The organism is Aminobacter sp. SR38 (assembly GCF_014843375.1).
GTDB classification, from domain to species: domain Bacteria; phylum Pseudomonadota; class Alphaproteobacteria; order Rhizobiales; family Rhizobiaceae; genus Aminobacter; species Aminobacter ciceronei.
This window is the reverse complement of sequence record NZ_CP062112.1, coordinates 2,112,299-2,127,684: the sequence shown is the minus strand read 5'-3', so window position 1 is coordinate 2,127,684 and position 15,386 is coordinate 2,112,299. Positions and strand designations below refer to the sequence as shown.

Here is a 15,386-nt window from a genome sequence, read left to right as displayed (position 1 = left end):
CGGGCTGAAACTTTTCCCTGCGTTGATCGTAACTATAAGGTTTGCCAAAGCTTAGAGTGAAAGAAAGGAAATATTTCTCTCCAGAAGGTGAAACTACCTGATCTCAAATCCGTAATTCCTTGTGCCTTTCCATTTAGGGAAACAACCCAAGGAGTTACATTATGCGTAAGATCTCTCTCGCTTTGCTCGCCGGTGCCTTTTCCGCTCTCGCCACCTTCGCCTATGCTGAAAACCCGATGGTTGGCGGCGCCGCGATGTTCGCCGATAAGAACATCGTCGAAAACGCGGCCAATTCGAAGGATCACACCACGCTCGTCGCTGCCGTCAAGGCAGCCGGCCTGGTCGAGACGCTGCAGGGCAAGGGCCCGTTCACCGTCTTTGCGCCGACCAATGAAGCTTTCGCCGCACTCCCGGCCGGCACGGTCGAAAACCTGCTCAAGCCTGAAAACAAGGATCAGTTGACCAAGATCCTGACCTGCCATGTCGTTGGCGCCAAGGCGATGGCCGCAGACATCAAGAAGATGGTCGATGACGACAAGGGCGCACACCCGGTCAAGACCGTTGGCGGCTGCACCTGGACCGCGAAATATGAAGGCGACAAGGTGACTGTAACCGACGAGAACGGCAATGTCGCCAATGTGACGATCGCCAATGTCGAGCAGTCGAACGGTGTCATCCATGTCATCGACAAGGTCCTGCTGCCCAAGATGTAAGCCCGGGGGGCAGCGTGGTTGTGCGACGCTGTCGCTCCCTGAGGCGCGCGCAATCGGCAAAGCGCCCCGCAACGGGTCACCGTTGCGGGGCGCGGCCTGTTGTGCGCAGGCTGGTCGGTTTTCGCGCCAAACCCTCAAGCCCTGTTGATTTCGCCGTGATGTGACGCCGGCCTATGGTCGGCAAGGAGAAATGCCATGGATCGTCGTTCATTCCTGCTGGGCAGTGCAGCTATCGCTGTGCTTGCCGGCTTTGTCGTCTCGAGGCGATTGACCATCGCCGACCAGGCATTGGCTGAAAACTTCGAAGTCACCAAGACCGACGCCCAGTGGCGCGCGATCCTTTCTCCCGCGGCCTTTGCCGTGCTGCGCCGCGAGGATACCGAGCCGCCGGGGTCGAGCCCGCTGCTCAACGAGCACCGCAAAGGCACCTTCAACTGCGCCGGCTGTGACCTGGCCGCCTATTCGTCTGCTACCAAGTTCGATTCCGGCACCGGCTGGCCCAGCTTCTGGGATGCGCTCCCCAATTCGATCGGCACCAATGTCGATACCTCGCTGATGATGACCCGCACCGAAGTGCATTGCCGCCGCTGCGGCGGTCATTTCGGCCACATCTTCGACGACGGCCCGCCTCCGACCGGCAAGCGCCATTGCATCAATGGGCTGGCACTGACGTTCCGCCCTGCTGCGGCCTGACCTTTTCTCGAAAAATCCTCTTGACCTCAAGATATATTGAGGTTGCATCAATGCGCTCTCACGAAATCCCGAATGGAAAAAGGAGAGCGGAAATGATCGAGAATACAGAGAACGATCGGAACGGCCCGGTGGTGTTCGTCAACATCTTCACCCTGAAGCCGGGCATGCTGGACGAGTTCATCGCGCTCCAGAAGATCAACCTGGACCGTTCGATCGGCAATGTGCCGGGTTGGCGCGGCAGCCGGCTGCACCGGGCGATCGACGGCAATACGGCAATCATGATCAGTACCTTCGACACGGTTGCCGATCACCAACGGGTGCACCAGACGCAAGGCTTTGCCGAGCATATCGCCAAGGTCGGACCGCTGATCGAGAGCGTGACGCCGGCCTACTACCAGGTCGTCCACGAAGTGACGCAGGCCTGAGGCCGGTTGCCTAGGCAACATGCGACGGCGGCCGTGATCAGCCGCCGTTGACCACCAGCGCGATCGCCGCGCGCAGTTCGTCCAGGCCTTCGTTCTTCTCGGACGAGGTCGCAAGAACGGTCGGAAAGGCGGCGGCGCGTTTCTTGATCTTGAGCAATGTGTCTTCGATCAGCGGCTGCACGCCTGCGGCCTTGATCTTGTCAGTCTTGGTCAGGACGATCTGGTAGGAGATCGCGGCCTTGTCGAGCAGGGTCAAAACCTCCTCGTCGTTCTTCTTGATGCCGTGGCGGGAATCGATCAGCAGGTAGACGCGCTTGAGCGTCACCCGGCCGCGCAGATAGTCGAACACCAGCTTTGTCCAGGCGTCGACCTGTTCCTTCGGCGCCTGGGCGTAGCCGTAGCCGGGCATGTCGACCAGCGCCATCGGCGGCAGGTCGCCTGCCTCGCCGGAAAAGCCATCCGGGACGAAGTAATTGAGCTCCTGCGTGCGCCCCGGCGTGTTCGAGGTGCGGGCCAAGCCGCTGTGGCGAACCAGTGCGTTGATCAGCGACGACTTGCCGACATTCGAACGGCCGGCGAAGGCGATCTCCGGCGGCCCTTCCGGCGGCAGGAACTTCATGGACGGCACGCCGCGGATGAAAACCCACGGGCGCTTGAAGAGCTCGGCATCCACCGTGCGATTGGTCGTATGTTCGTTCAAGCCGCTGCCTCCAGCAGAGAAATATCCGAGCCGCGAATGGCCTTGAGGTTGCGGCCGATCTTGTCCACCGGCCAATCCCACCAGGCAATCGTCAGAAGCCGTTCGATGGTCTTGTCGTCGAAACGCTTCTTGACCACGACAGAAGGATTGCCAGCTACGATCGCATAAGGCGGTACGTGTCTGCTGACAACCGATTTCGCAGCAATGATGGCGCCGTGGCCGATATGAACCCCAGGCAGGATCACCGCTTCCATGCCGATCCAGACATCATTGCCGAGCACCGTGTCGCCGCGGACCTCCTGCTGCCAGGAGGCAAGGTCGAAGCCTTCCTCCCAGCCATGGCCGAAAATGTTGAACGGATAGGTCGAAAAGCCGGACATGGCGTGATTGGCGCCGTTCATGATGAAGCGCGCGCCTTCGGCGATCGCGCAGAACTTGCCGATGATCAGCTTGTCGCCGATGAAAGGGTAGTGGTGAAGCACGCATTTCTGCTGGAACAGATCGGGTCCGTCGGGATCGTCGTAGTAGGTGAAATCGCCTATCTCGATGTTTTCGGCGTCGACGAGCGACTTGAGGAAGCCGACGCGCCTGTGCATCGGGATCGGATGCTTGAGCGAAGGGTTAGGTCCATGCATGGCATTTCGTCCCCATTGATACGCCTCTCTACCAGTATAGCGCGATCCGCGACGAAGACATCGGGGGCGATGATCTCAAGGGAAATGGTTCTTGCGCAGATAAAGGGCCGACTTGTTCGACCGAGCTGCAAACCGGGGTTCTGCAAGGGCTTGCAGAACCCCGGCCTTTGCCGAGACGGTTCAATTCTGACCGGGGGGGATGGTCAGAGACCGCCACCCCGCAGGCTGATGCTTGAGAGGCATCGCTCAGCTACGCTGCCACCTGGAAAAAAGTTTCAGCTCCCGGTTGAAGAAAAGTCAGGTTCCTCACAATGCAGAAAAGCCCCGGAGTGCGGGGCTTTTTCGTTTCGTCTGGGCTGTTCGGCTATTCGGCCGGTGTCGGTTTCTTCTTGAACAATGCCATCAGATTGTCCCAGAGCTCGATCTTGGCGCCCTGGCGCTTCATGATCACGCCCTGCTGCAGGATCGACAGCGAGTTGTTCCACGCCCAGTAGATGACGAGGCCCGCCGGGAACGATGCCAGCATGAAGGTGAACAGGATCGGCATCCAGGTGAAGATCATCGCCTGGGTTGGATCCGGAGGCGTCGGGTTCATGCGCATCTGCAGGAACATGGTGACACCCATGATCAGCGGCCAGACGCCGATCATCAGGAAGGCGGGAACGCCCCAGGGCAGCAGGCCGAACAGGTTGAACAGCGAGGTCGGATCCGGAGCGGCCAGGTCGTGGATCCAGCCGAAGAACGGTGCATGGCGCATTTCGATGGTGACGTAGAGCACCTTGTAGAGCGCGAAGAACACCGGGATCTGGATCAGCACCGGCCAGCAACCGGCCAGCGGGTTGATCTTCTCGGTCTTGTACAGCTCCATCATCGCCTGCTGCTGCTTCATCTTGTCATCCGCGTATTTCTCGCGGATTTCCAGCATCTTGGGCTGCACCATCTTCATGTTCGCCATCGACTTGTACGACTTGTTGGCGAGCGGGAAGAAGATGGCCTTGACGATGACGGTGGTGGCGAGGATCGCCAGACCGAAATTGCCGAGCAACTTGTAGAGCGTGTCGATAAGCCAGAACATCGGCTTGGTGATGAAGTAGAACCAGCCCCAGTCGATCAGAAGCTCGAACTGGCGGATCTGGCGGTCCGCTTCGTAAGCGTTGATCTTGGCCACTTCCTTGGCGCCAGCGAAGACCAGCGTCTCGACGGTCGCCGACTGACCCGCGGCGACCGTGATCGGATCGGTCATGAAGTCGGCCTGGTAGCGCGGGCGGCCGTCCTCGAAATAGGAGAAGCGCGGCTGGAACGGCTGCTTTCCAGAAGGCACCAGTGCGGCAGCCCAGTATTTGTCGGTGATGCCGAGCCAGCCGTCGGTCGACTTGCCAGGCAGAACCTGCTTGTCGTCCTCGATGGTGGCGTAGTTGATTTCCTGCAGGCCCTCGGTGCCGGTCACGCCGATCAGACCTTCGTGCAGCACGTAGGTCGAGGCATGCAACGGCTTGTCGAAGCGGGTGAGGCGGCCGTAATTGGACAGCGCGACGTCGGTGCTGCCGGCATTCGCCACCGTATCGGTCACCGTGAACATGTAGTTCTGGTCGACGGCGATGGTACGCTTGAAGGTCAGGCCCTTGTCGTTGGTGTAGGTCAGCGTGACAGGCGTTGCCGGTGTCAGCGTCGTATTGGGCTCGGCAGTCCAGACAGTGTCGGGACCCGGAACCGCGCCGGTCGCTTCGCTGCCGACGAAGCCGATTTCGCTGTAGAAGCCGGCTGGCAGCGCCTGCGGGTTCAAAAGCTCGATGACGGGTGAATTCGGTTCGACGGCGACGCGGTAGTGCTTGAGGCTGATGTCGTCGATGCGCGCGCCGGTCAGGTTGATCGAGCCCTTGAGGCTCGGCGTGTCGACCGGGATGCGGCCGGATGCTGCAAGCGCCTGGGCACGGTCGACAACGGCGACCTGGGTCGTCGGTGCGCCGGGGACACCGGCCTGCGGCGTCGCTGGCAAGCCGGCGCTGGTGCCGGGTGCCGTGCCTGCCGGCTGCTGCTGCGCCACACGCTCGGCTTCGATGCGTGCGGCTTCGCGCTGCGATTCGACGCGCGGGTTCATGTAGAACACCTGCCAGAGCGTCAGGATCAGCACCGACAAGGCGATGGTGATGAAGAAGTTACGGTTGTTTTCCATCGAAAGCCCTTATCGCGTTCCGCGAATGCGCCGAGAAAGTTCGGCCGTTATCTGGCCGAAGGGGGCGGTGAGCACGTCTTCGCGCCCGACGATCACATAGTCTTTGCCGGCGGCCATGTCACCTGCGGCATGTGTACGAACGGCTTCCCGGAGGCGCCGCTTGACGCGATTGCGGACAACCGCGTTGCCGACTTTCTTGGTGACGGTGTAGCCGACCCGCGGCCCCGCACTGTCGTCGCGATCCAGAACCTCGACGAGAAAAAACCGCCCGCGCCGCTTGTCACCGCGGCGGACGGCCAGAAACTGTTTTCTTTTCAGAAGCCGTTCGGGGCCGCGTCCATGCGGAGCAGACCCCTCTGGCTTGCCGTCAGCGGGCAAGGTTCCCGCCTATGGCTTAGGCGGAAAGCCGCTTGCGGCCGCGGTTGCGGCGAGCTGCGACGACGCCGCGACCACCCTTGGTTGCCATGCGAGCACGGAAACCATGACGGCGCTTACGGACGAGTTTGGACGGCTGATAGGTACGCTTCATTTGTTTTTACACCGCGGCGTGCGGCCCTTCTTGATTCTGTCACTTTGTAACAGGAGCTTGGCTCAGCTTGCTTCGACGCGATCAAAAACCGCGACGGAAGCGGGTCCCGAGCGTGTGCGGGCTTATAGAAAGAAGGTGCCGCGAAGTCAATCCGCCCGTGCCGGCGCCACCGAAGGTTGTTTCCTGCTGTCAGCAGCAGACAGGGGATAGCGTCCCGGCTCTGACATTTTGCAGTGCGGAATTTGCAACTGCGTTGTGATCACCTATCTTTGCCATAAAGGGGATGCAAGGCAGCTCGTGCTCATTTTAGTCCGAAGCGCATCATTCTCGCACTGGCCTCGCAGCAAAGAACAGCATGACTGAAGCAGCCGATACCGGTGTATTTCCCGGAAAACAGGCGGACCGTGCGGTTCCGCTTTCGCGCGGCCTGTCGGCCAAGCTGCTGCTGCTGACCATCGCTTTCGTACTCTTCGCTGAAGTGCTGTTCTTCCTGCCCTCTGTCGCAAGCTTCCGCATCCGCTGGCTCGAGGAGCGTCTGGCCACTGCCGCCGCCGTCGCCACGATCCTGGTACAGGGCGACCCGACCACACTTTCCCGCGCCGCCCAGAACGACGTGCTGGCGGCGATCGGCGCCAAGGCGATCGCCGTTCGCGATGGCGGCGTGTCCCGCCTGCTTGTCGTCGCCGACATGCCGCCCGAAGTCGACGAGCATATCGACATCGCCAAGGAAGGCGTGCTGGACTCGATGCCCGACGCCATCGACACGCTGCTGTTCGGCGGCAACCGCATGCTGCGCGTCTATGGCCGGGTCGGCGAGAGCGCCAAGGAGTTCGAGCTGGTCATCCCGGACTACCGGCTGCACCGCGCCATGCTCGCCAATGCGCGCTACATCGTCTTCGTCTCGCTGCTGATCTCGCTGTTCACCGCGGCACTCGTCTATGCCGCCATCGACCGCATCATGATCAGGCCCATCCGCACCATGACACGTTCGATGCTGACCTTCTCCGATGCCCCGGACAATCCCGCCGGTGTCATCGTTCCCGAAGCCCGCTCCGACGAGATCGGGCTGGCCGAGCGCGAACTGGCGGCGATGCAGACGCATCTGCAGCGGATGCTGCACGAACGGAAGCATCTCGCCGACCTTGGTCTTGCCGTATCGAAGATCAACCACGACATGCGCAACATCCTGGCCTCGGCACAGCTGATGTCCGACCGCTTGCGCATGGTCAAGGATCCTGCCGTGCAGGCTTTTGCGCCGAAGCTGCTCAGGACGCTCGACCGAGCGGTTGCCTATTCCGAGAACGTTCTGTCATACGGCCGCGCCCAGGAGCCGGCGCCGGCGCGCCGCCGCCTGCGGCTGAGCCAGCTGGTCGATGACGTGCACGGCCTGCTCGGCCTAGAGGCCGAGCAGGGCATCGAGTTCTTCAACGCGGTCGACACCGAATTCGAGATCGAGGCCGATCCCGACCAGTTGTTCAGGGTGTTGACCAACCTGTGCCGCAACGCCGTGCAGGCCATGGCCGGTGCTGCCGACAGCGCCATCGTCAATCGCCTGACCGTTTATGCCGAACGCGAGGGCAGCGTCAGCCGCATCCTGGTTGCCGATACGGGTCCCGGCCTGCCGCAAAAGGCGCGCGAGAACCTGTTTGCCGCCTTCCGCGGTTCGGCCCGCAGCGGCGGCACCGGGCTTGGCCTCGCCATCGCCTACGAGCTGGTGCGCGCCCATGGCGGCCAACTGGAGCTTGTCGAGAGCGCCGGCGGCCGCACCGTGTTCGCTGTCACCATCCCCGATCAGCCGGTTCGCCTCGATGAGGCGCGCCAGGGCATGCGCCGTCCGGCCTGATCAAAAAACTTTGCCGGCGGCGGCTTGCATTTCCCGATTCGAGCCGTTAGGTAGCGCCGGTCGCTGCAGTCGATTGACCGCAGCGTGTTGGCCGTTCACTCGGCCTGATGCGCGCCCGTAGCTCAGCTGGATAGAGCACCAGACTACGAATCTGGGGGTCAGGAGTTCGAATCTCTTCGGGCGCGCCAATAATTTCAAGGGCTTACGTGAATTGCACCGTTTCAAAAATCCAATTTGAAACGGTTTTTGAAACGGTTTTGGACAATCGGATACTCAGGCGCAGACCTTCGGGATTTCGGCGCGCCAACGAGTGCCCCGTAGCCGCAGTGTACGGAATTTCCGTACTCGCTCAGCAAAAGCGAGGGCGTTGGCCAGTGTGAAATTCGTGCGGAGGAGCGCCAGCGTCGGATCTCACCCATATGTCCAACTTTGCCAAGGTTGGGGTCGGGCGTTCGAATCGCCTCACCCGCTCCAGTTTTCCTTAGGAAAATCAAGCACTTAGAGAACGCCCTTCGGGGCGTTTTCTGCTTCCCCGGACCTCCTGGCGACTTCGGGGAAGCAGGGGGGAAGCACGGGGAAGCAAATTCCGGCGTGCTGCAGCGCAAAATCAGCGGCATTTCGCCAGCACGTGTTCTTGTTCTCATGTCGATTCCGGCCAACGATTTCACTCCCCGCGACCCCGACCGCTCGCACACTGTCGGCTATTTCTTATGCCACTGCAGCCTCATAGTTGAACGAAAAAACCTCCGCGAACTTTGGCGCCTCAGGCTTCGACAGCGGTTCATGTATGCCGTAGAGGCCGGAGTCCCCGGTTATCGGTTCGCCTTTCTGAAGTGGAAAGTTCCGTAGTGCGGGAAACGGCTCCTTTTGAAGCCAATCAAACAGCCTGCACAGCCCTTTGCTCATAGCAACAAGCCGCGCTACGCGTTCGTCGTTCGCGAAAAAGTTCAACTGGTTACAGTCTGCATAGAGGATCAACACCACTTGATCCTGGGGGCCTAGGAAGGGAATGGCCAAATATGATAGCGGGATCTTGCTGAGATCGCCGTCTTCGGTTTTGCGGAGATCTGCATGGAGTGCTTCTACACTGTCGTAGCGGTGCGTGCGCCAAATCTGTCCGGAACCATAAGCGGCCCCCATGATCCTGTCATTCACCGGAAAGAACCTGCCAACGGTGCCTCGGGCGTTGACCCCGGATTCCTGAAGATATGCGCAAACCTGCTGGAGATACCCGTCTCCCTCACGGCTTACCGCGCGATGCATCGTGATTCGAAGACCGGAAACATTGCCGTCTTCTCTAAGATAGCCGTCAACAGCCGCTAGGAAAGGCAGGACCGCCAACTGCGAAGCCGGTGGCACCGGTTCGGGATGTTTATACAGATTTTCTGCCATAATGAGATCCTTTCTAGTCGATCCTAGAACCCGGGTTGGGAAACACGCCTGGTCGCCAGAGGCGCCTGGCCACCTGTTTCCGGCTATCCTTCATTTCCGCCAGGCGTGTCTCCAAATCAGTATAGTCGGCAATCATATCACGGAGATGTCGCAGAGTATCCGCTCCATAGCGACAGAGCACACGGTCGCGCGCAACGCCGTTCTTTCGGGCAAACTCGCGTGGCTGTTCGAAACTCAGCGAAAACGCTCCACATCTATACAAAAGAAACGCCATCACCCGATTCAGAACCGAACTTCGCCTGCCAAAAATCTCTGAAAACCTCGTAATCTGTCCGTCTTTGCCTGCGATATGCAGGTCAACGGACGTGTCTTTCCTGACCCTGTTGGATATCTCCCGCTTGGCCTTCACGAGCAGGTTCTGATCGTATCGGCTCAGGAGCTCATATATGTTCGCGTCGTCGCCAATCGCAGATAGGTCATCCCTGAAAACCTCCTCCACCGTTTCCAGATCTTTCCCAAAGAGCTCATACAGGATGGTATCTTGGCGATAGCGTTCCACCCTCAGCCTGCAAAGATCGACCAGGGCGCCATCGCCGAATCCTGAAACTAGGTAGCGGTGATGCGTCCTATCGAGCGGCGGCTGCGCTAACTGATCATTCCGCCAATAGGAGGTCACAGGAAACCCGTCGGCGCCACTTTCCAGACCAAAGCCACTGGCGAGAACAATACAATCAAATGTTGTGGTGCCACCCTCAGGCTGGTCCACGTCAAAAAAGGAGCCGCTTCTTTTCGACCGCGTGCCGACATAGTCGACAGTCTTTCCGCCGACGTTCATCTTGAAATTGCGGAGTCCTAGGTACACAGAGACGCGTTCACCGTCCGCCGCGAACCTGTCGCAAAACTGTCCAAACTCGCGCAAGACAGTCCGGGCAACGTCTGATGCCCTTCCCTCAGACCAGTCTAGCACTGGTAATGACGCGCCCGGCGCCCGGCTCCCGAAATCTGGCCAGTCGTAAATTCTAGGGTGCAGCCAACGTCCGTCGGCGCCTTGCTGAATTGGGCAGAGATCCCACAGCCGCTCAAAGATGGTGACTTTTGTAGTCGGCTCAAATAAGGAAAGCAGACAGGCAGACATCGTAAGACCGCCGATGCCACCACCGACTATAGCAACATTCTTGATCGGGTACCTTTTGCGGCGCTCCCACAACGCCCATGCGAGATTGTGAGCGCGAACCTGTTGATTGTAGACGGTGACGCCCCTCTCAAGACTTCCCAGAAGATAACATCCATCAGCTAGCCGGTAGGCGGCTTCGATTTCAGATGCTCGCGTTTCAATATCAGTGGTCACTTATGCCTCAGTTCCAGAGGGTGATTGGAAAGACGTTACAATCAATTCACAGCGGCATCTATCGGCTTGGATCGCGCCAATACATCCTCCTGTCATTCAGGAATGTCCTTGGCCCGTAACTGGAGGGAGTCGATGACCTCACAGAAGGCCACGGCAGCGATATACAGCTCAGCGCCCCAATCGATTAGAAGACATCGTCGGAGGAAGACTCGCTACAGGCTTCGTCGTGAAATGCGATCACGCAAATCGGGAGTATTCGGCGCGGAAAGATAGCGACGGCCATCAGACGTAAGGCTTCGACCGCCGGGACCGACCTTAACTAGGTCGAGCCGCGCCAGGTACTCCGTAACGATGACGAAGTCCGCCCGATTGGATATTCCCAGCGCACGCCGAATCTCTTCCTCTGCTGCAGCGCCGCGCGTGCGAAGCAGTTTCAAATAGCCGAGATGATCCGGCCCAAGCCCGTTTCGGTCGACTCCCAGAGTGTCTTCAAACCAACTGGCAACGGCTTCCGCGGTCATTCGTTGTGAAACGTCGGCCTTGCTCGGAGTGTCTCGCAGCTCGCGCTCAGCCGAACCATAAAAGCTGGCGATCAGCGGTTCCAGAATATTAACACTCGGTCGAGGGCTGCATTGCATGCGGGCCGCGATTTCGATGCAGGTTTCCCGTGACAACCCCGGCCGACCGAGTTTACCGGTGGAATGCAGCCAGACAATGCCTGCCATCTCCTCAAGCGTGTACGATCTCAAGATTGTCTTGTCAGGCCGGCTTTGGAAAGCTTCCGATAACTTGCCCGGATCAGTCGTTGCCAACAGGAAGACCACATCCGTGAAATCGTAGAGCACGTTGCCAACGGTGGTGTTGCGCCGTTCGTCCAAGGCGCTGAGCAATACCGTAGCGACCGCATTCGAAACGGCGTGCACTTCATCAATGAAGATCAGGCAAGGCTCGACGCGAACCGTGCCGGTGGCGTCCGCCGGAACCTTCTCCATCTCGACCAAGCGTTCGACGATCATTTCGGGACGTCGGAGGTCAGCCCCGTTGAACAGGATCGGTCTCAGCTGAAGCAGTTGTTCGGCGATCCGTCGCGCCAGCGTCGTTTTCCCGACGCCTGCCGGACCAACGAAGAGCTTGTCGAGGAAACGCTCGCCCCAACCTCTTGCCTTGCGCGCCTGATTGTCGAGTTCCCGCGCAATCTCATCCTGGCCGATCATACCCAACGCATTCACCGCCGGCGGCCAACTGGATGGCGAGAGTTCGGCCGGTTCCGTGACAGTAACTTCAAACGTCTCTTCCACCTCGCGTTCTTTCACTCGATAGGAACCCGCGGGAGCTTCGTCCTGCGACGACGCGAATGCTACTTCCTCGCGGCGTTCTAGAACCTGCCGATTTTCGCCCGAGGACGCCGATGGCGACGGGGGAGTAGTAGGAAGAGACGGATTGATTCCACTCGATCCGCCTCCGTCACCTCCCATATCGGGTGCTTGGCCACCGGGAGGCACCTTTGATACAAAGTCTTTGCCGAACAACTCCTCAGCGAGCGGTTCGGTGATAGAACGCACTGTGACGGGGATCGAACGATCTCCAAGCATATAGGACCGTGGAGTTTCGGTGGAACGCAGCTTTACTATGACCACCTCTCCGTCGACTTTCACGGTGGGAGGTTGATCGCTTCCAGCGAAGAGCTCTTTTAGCCACGGGCCCCAGACCTTGCGTTGGGAAGCATCGTCGGCATCATCTCCCCACCGATTCGAAGCGGCGCGAACGAGAACCTCTTTTAACATTTCCGATCGCGGTGCCGCGAATGGACCGGCGCCGCTTACCGCATTAAGCAAAACCGTCGCTGTCCTTTCGATTTGTTCGGACGCCCGGGCAACGAGCGCCTGCTCATCCTGCAAGGTGGCTTCCCGGGTCGTCTTGACCTCTATGCACGTCAATCTGAAGGAGCCATCCGATCCACGACGTACGGCGATCAGGTCGCACCGTTCGCCCCCAGCTGCCGGTCCAAGCTTGAGCCACAGCCGCGCAATTTTTCCGTCCACCGAGGCCACCAGTGCGTCCTGAAATTGTCGGCGAATATCCCGAGCGGCGAGAAGCATGCCAACGAAGCCAAGGACTTTAGCATCGTCGGGCTGCCCAGACTGCTTCTTTATCATGTCCAGCAGTCCGGCACCGACCAGGTTCACTCCCTGTCGTAGAACGTGCCCGATGCCGACATCGGTGATGGTAAGATTGCAACTCGCGAAGGCCGCATACATCAGGGTCGAGAGCCGACCATAGTTCGCTGCACTCAGTAATACCTGGCGCTGGCCTTCCTTGCGTTGGAGGAGGCGAATTGCCCTCATCCCACTTTCAGGTGGCAGCGCCCTGTCGGCCAAGAGCACCCACTGTGCCGGCGGAAGATCCCCGAAGACAAGACCATCGATGGTCGACCGAAGGCGGTCGGCATCCGCCGAAGCTATCATGGTACTGTCGCGCTGTTCTTGTTCGAACTCATGGATCATAAGCACGAAGTCCGAAAATGGCGGTTCGCCGGGATGAGCGCTCAAAGTGATATCGCCGAGCATTCGGTCAACGATAATCTCGTGGCGAACGCAGAAGGGACTCATGGGCAGTAGCCGTTCTACCCTTCGGCGCCTCACTGAAATCGACGATTCATCGAAGATGGCGACAACATGTTGCGGTCGATCGAGCAAAGCACCACGTACCAGTCGGTCAAGGTTTTCGTAAGGTTGACGCGCAACCCTAAGTTCCAACCGACCGGCGGCCACTTTCTCATACACCAAATCCTGCGCTTTCCCCTCCAGTGTCGATGCTGCAATCAGCCGGTCATTGTGCTGCAGGGTTGCCGTTATCGACACGTCAAGTTTCGGGATGCGCTGAACGCTGTCACGCGACTCGTTGAGGAATTTGGTCAGGCGTTCGAGCAGCTTTCCCGGCTCCGGTGGGTTGACGAGCGTCAGCCGAAGCGGTCGCGGATGGTTTGGGTACAGCAGGACGTAGTGATTGAGTGCAAGTACCAATGTCTCGATACCGTCCGCACTGCTGACCGCGTTATGCAGATTTTCAAATGTTGCGAGTCCGGAAATTGTATTTGCAACGGGTAGGAGTTGATTGAGCCCGCGTGCATCCGGTGTGGCGCCGGTGCGAATGACGCCGAGGAAATGCTCTGGTCGCCGCAATTCCTCAAGGACCACCTTGCGATCGCTCTCCGAGAGAGAACCGGCAAGCGATAAATCGCGCAAGATCTCCCCAAGGCGCAGATAGCGCCACAGATGCAGCGGATGGAGTGGCAGCATTACCGCTTTTGCACTCACTCCACCTTCGCCTCTCAAAATGCGCACCTGGACGAGATCGAGCGATAGGATCGCATCGAGGGTCGCCTGCGCCCATTCTCGGGATTGATCCCACACGGGTCGATAATTCTGCTGCACGGCCTTATAGAGCTCGCCGGCAACCGCGAGGTATTGCTTACAACGCTCCTTGGAGTCCGGATGAGTATCTAGCCATTCGCGTGGATGGATAAGCAGTTGCCTAACGTCGTCCGCAAGTGATGCTCGTTTCGCCACGAAATCACGCCACATTTCGGCCATCGGACGCGACACTGCCTCTGCTACAGCCTCGACGTTATCCCAAGCAACCAGAAGTGCCTCGATAGAATACGCTATGCCGTTGTGGCGCCAGATGGCCTCCGGATTCACCAAGACGGGGTTGAATTCGGCAAAACGTGACAAGGCCTGCTGCAGGTCGGGCACATCCGTCTCGATCAAACCTCCAAAAAGCTCCGCACCGCAGAAACCGGTGACCCACTCAATGATCTTCGGGTCAACCGTTTCATCCAGATTGACGGCCCCTTTGGTCGTTTCTTCCGTCGACGCGAGATGATCCCCGTTTTGATCATATTCCGCCCAGGCCTCTTCTAGAGCCTTACCGATCGCGGCAAGATCCTCCTCCCGCCCTTCGAGCAACGCGTCGACTGCCATCTCGCGAAAATCGGGATCCTCCCGCACGCCGTCATCTGCGACATCATCTGTCGTGTTATTGCCTGACGTGTCGTCGGAAGGCTCAACGTCAACGGAGGTCGTGTCAGGTGGCAGTGTCACCAGACGCTGTGCATCGTCTAATGTCAGGCAATCCGGGGGATTGCTCAGCCGATGCGCCTCGAGTCGATCCAGTGCCTCATTGATCGCATAACGCGTTTCTTGGTTCCGGTAGCGGGTTGCACGCTGGCGTCGTTGCCTAATTTCACTCGGCGTGAGGATGGTAATTCGCTCGCCCAGAGCAAGATTCTTTTCCAGCCGCTTCGCAATGTCGTCCGCCTCGAATAGTTGAGGGTCGCTCAGTAGGCCCAAGGCCGGAAGTGCATCGCGTGGCGCCTCGATCGAACCGGCTTTTGCGGAACTCCAGCTTGCGAGGTAGTTCGAAACGCCTTCTAGAGATCGAAGTGGTGCGAGTGCTGGGTGTGATTGGAGTGTCCCCAGAAGAGCACGATGCTGTGGCGTGGCAGTGAACTGTTGCCGGGTTGCGGCCCAAGCCAGGAGATAACCTGCCAACTCGCTCGACGAGGCGCGCGAGAAGAATTTTAAGCCATGGACGCTGGGGTTATAGCCGCGGGCAAGCGCAATGATTCTCGGATGCTTGTCACGCTCGTTGCGCCAATGGGTGGCAACATGAAGGTCGGTAGTGATGCCGCCTAGACCAATAAGGCCATGCTTAGAAGCGCTGGCGAGAATCTCTCCTTCGTCCACGTCGAAACCAACTAAGGCCAAAGAGAATTCGCTTGCTGACAGTCCGCCTGCTGCAAGCGCACCGATGAGCACGTCGGCGTCAGCATGCGGCAAACCTTCCCGGGCAAAATCGTTATCGTTGTCCAGGCGATCCAGAATCCAGGCGGCAAGTGCTTCGCCCACGAAAGATGCAGCGGATTTTGCCATC

12 protein-coding genes and 1 tRNA gene are annotated in these 15,386 nt (G+C 59.2%); 5 read left to right on the top strand and 8 right to left on the bottom strand.

Features of this window, described 5'->3' with window-relative positions:
* Positions 1–161 precede the first annotated feature (161 nt).
* The 3 genes from IG197_RS10395 (at position 162) to IG197_RS10385 (ending at position 1,831) form a co-directional block, all read left to right on the top strand.
* Positions 162–713 carry a fasciclin domain-containing protein gene (locus IG197_RS10395; protein WP_154385911.1) on the top strand — a complete coding sequence of 184 codons (552 nt, stop codon included), beginning with the start codon at positions 162–164 and terminating at the stop codon, positions 711–713.
* Positions 714–908: 195 nt separating this feature from the next.
* The gene (msrB, locus tag IG197_RS10390; RefSeq protein WP_192318645.1) at positions 909–1,406 is read left to right on the top strand and encodes a peptide-methionine (R)-S-oxide reductase MsrB; all 498 of its coding nucleotides are present in this window, start codon (positions 909–911) and stop codon (positions 1,404–1,406) included.
* A gap of 92 nt (positions 1,407–1,498) precedes the next feature.
* Positions 1,499–1,831, top strand: coding sequence for an antibiotic biosynthesis monooxygenase (locus IG197_RS10385; protein ID WP_192318644.1), 333 nt, complete (start codon positions 1,499–1,501; stop codon positions 1,829–1,831).
* 37 nt (positions 1,832–1,868) lie between these two features.
* On the opposite strand, the gene yihA is transcribed toward IG197_RS10385, so the two are convergent.
* The 5 genes from yihA to rpmH form a co-directional block, all read right to left on the bottom strand.
* Positions 1,869–2,531 carry a ribosome biogenesis GTP-binding protein YihA/YsxC gene (gene yihA, locus IG197_RS10380; protein ID WP_067965613.1) on the bottom strand — a complete coding sequence of 221 codons (663 nt, stop codon included), beginning with the start codon at positions 2,529–2,531 and terminating at the stop codon, positions 1,869–1,871.
* Entirely contained in the window at positions 2,528–3,166 is a 639-nt protein-coding gene (locus IG197_RS10375; RefSeq protein WP_067965610.1) for a CatB-related O-acetyltransferase, read from the bottom strand. The genes yihA and IG197_RS10375 overlap by 4 nt, the downstream gene beginning before the upstream one ends.
* A 364-nt stretch (positions 3,167–3,530) precedes the next feature.
* Positions 3,531–5,339: a membrane protein insertase YidC gene (yidC, locus tag IG197_RS10370; protein ID WP_192318643.1), complete on the bottom strand. Its 1,809-nt coding sequence runs from the start codon at positions 5,337–5,339 to the stop codon at positions 3,531–3,533.
* Between the two features lie 9 nt (positions 5,340–5,348).
* Positions 5,349–5,717: a ribonuclease P protein component gene (gene rnpA / locus IG197_RS10365; protein ID WP_067965606.1), complete on the bottom strand. Its 369-nt coding sequence runs from the start codon at positions 5,715–5,717 to the stop codon at positions 5,349–5,351.
* 16 nt (positions 5,718–5,733) lie between these two features.
* Complete coding sequence (gene rpmH, locus IG197_RS10360; protein WP_008833937.1) at positions 5,734–5,868, bottom strand: 50S ribosomal protein L34; 135 nt, start codon at positions 5,866–5,868, stop codon at positions 5,734–5,736.
* Positions 5,869–6,223: 355 nt separating this feature from the next.
* Between rpmH and IG197_RS10355 the strand changes: the two genes are divergently transcribed.
* Together IG197_RS10355 and IG197_RS10350 are read left to right on the top strand one after the other, a co-directional pair.
* Complete coding sequence (locus IG197_RS10355) at positions 6,224–7,711, top strand: HAMP domain-containing sensor histidine kinase (protein ID WP_067965604.1); 1,488 nt, start codon at positions 6,224–6,226, stop codon at positions 7,709–7,711.
* A gap of 111 nt (positions 7,712–7,822) precedes the next feature.
* Positions 7,823–7,899, top strand: a tRNA-Arg gene (locus IG197_RS10350).
* 520 nt (positions 7,900–8,419) lie between these two features.
* On the opposite strand, the gene IG197_RS10345 is transcribed toward IG197_RS10350, so the two are convergent.
* The 3 genes from IG197_RS10345 to IG197_RS10335 form a co-directional block, all read right to left on the bottom strand.
* Positions 8,420–9,103, bottom strand: a complete 684-nt coding sequence (locus tag IG197_RS10345; RefSeq protein WP_192318642.1) for a hypothetical protein — start codon at positions 9,101–9,103, stop codon at positions 8,420–8,422.
* 13 nt (positions 9,104–9,116) lie between these two features.
* Entirely contained in the window at positions 9,117–10,451 is a 1,335-nt protein-coding gene (locus IG197_RS10340; RefSeq protein WP_192318641.1) for a hypothetical protein, read from the bottom strand.
* A gap of 212 nt (positions 10,452–10,663) precedes the next feature.
* The gene (locus IG197_RS10335) at positions 10,664–15,385 is read right to left on the bottom strand and encodes an AAA family ATPase (protein ID WP_192318640.1); all 4,722 of its coding nucleotides are present in this window, start codon (positions 15,383–15,385) and stop codon (positions 10,664–10,666) included.
* Between the last annotated feature and the right edge of the window lies 1 nt (position 15,386).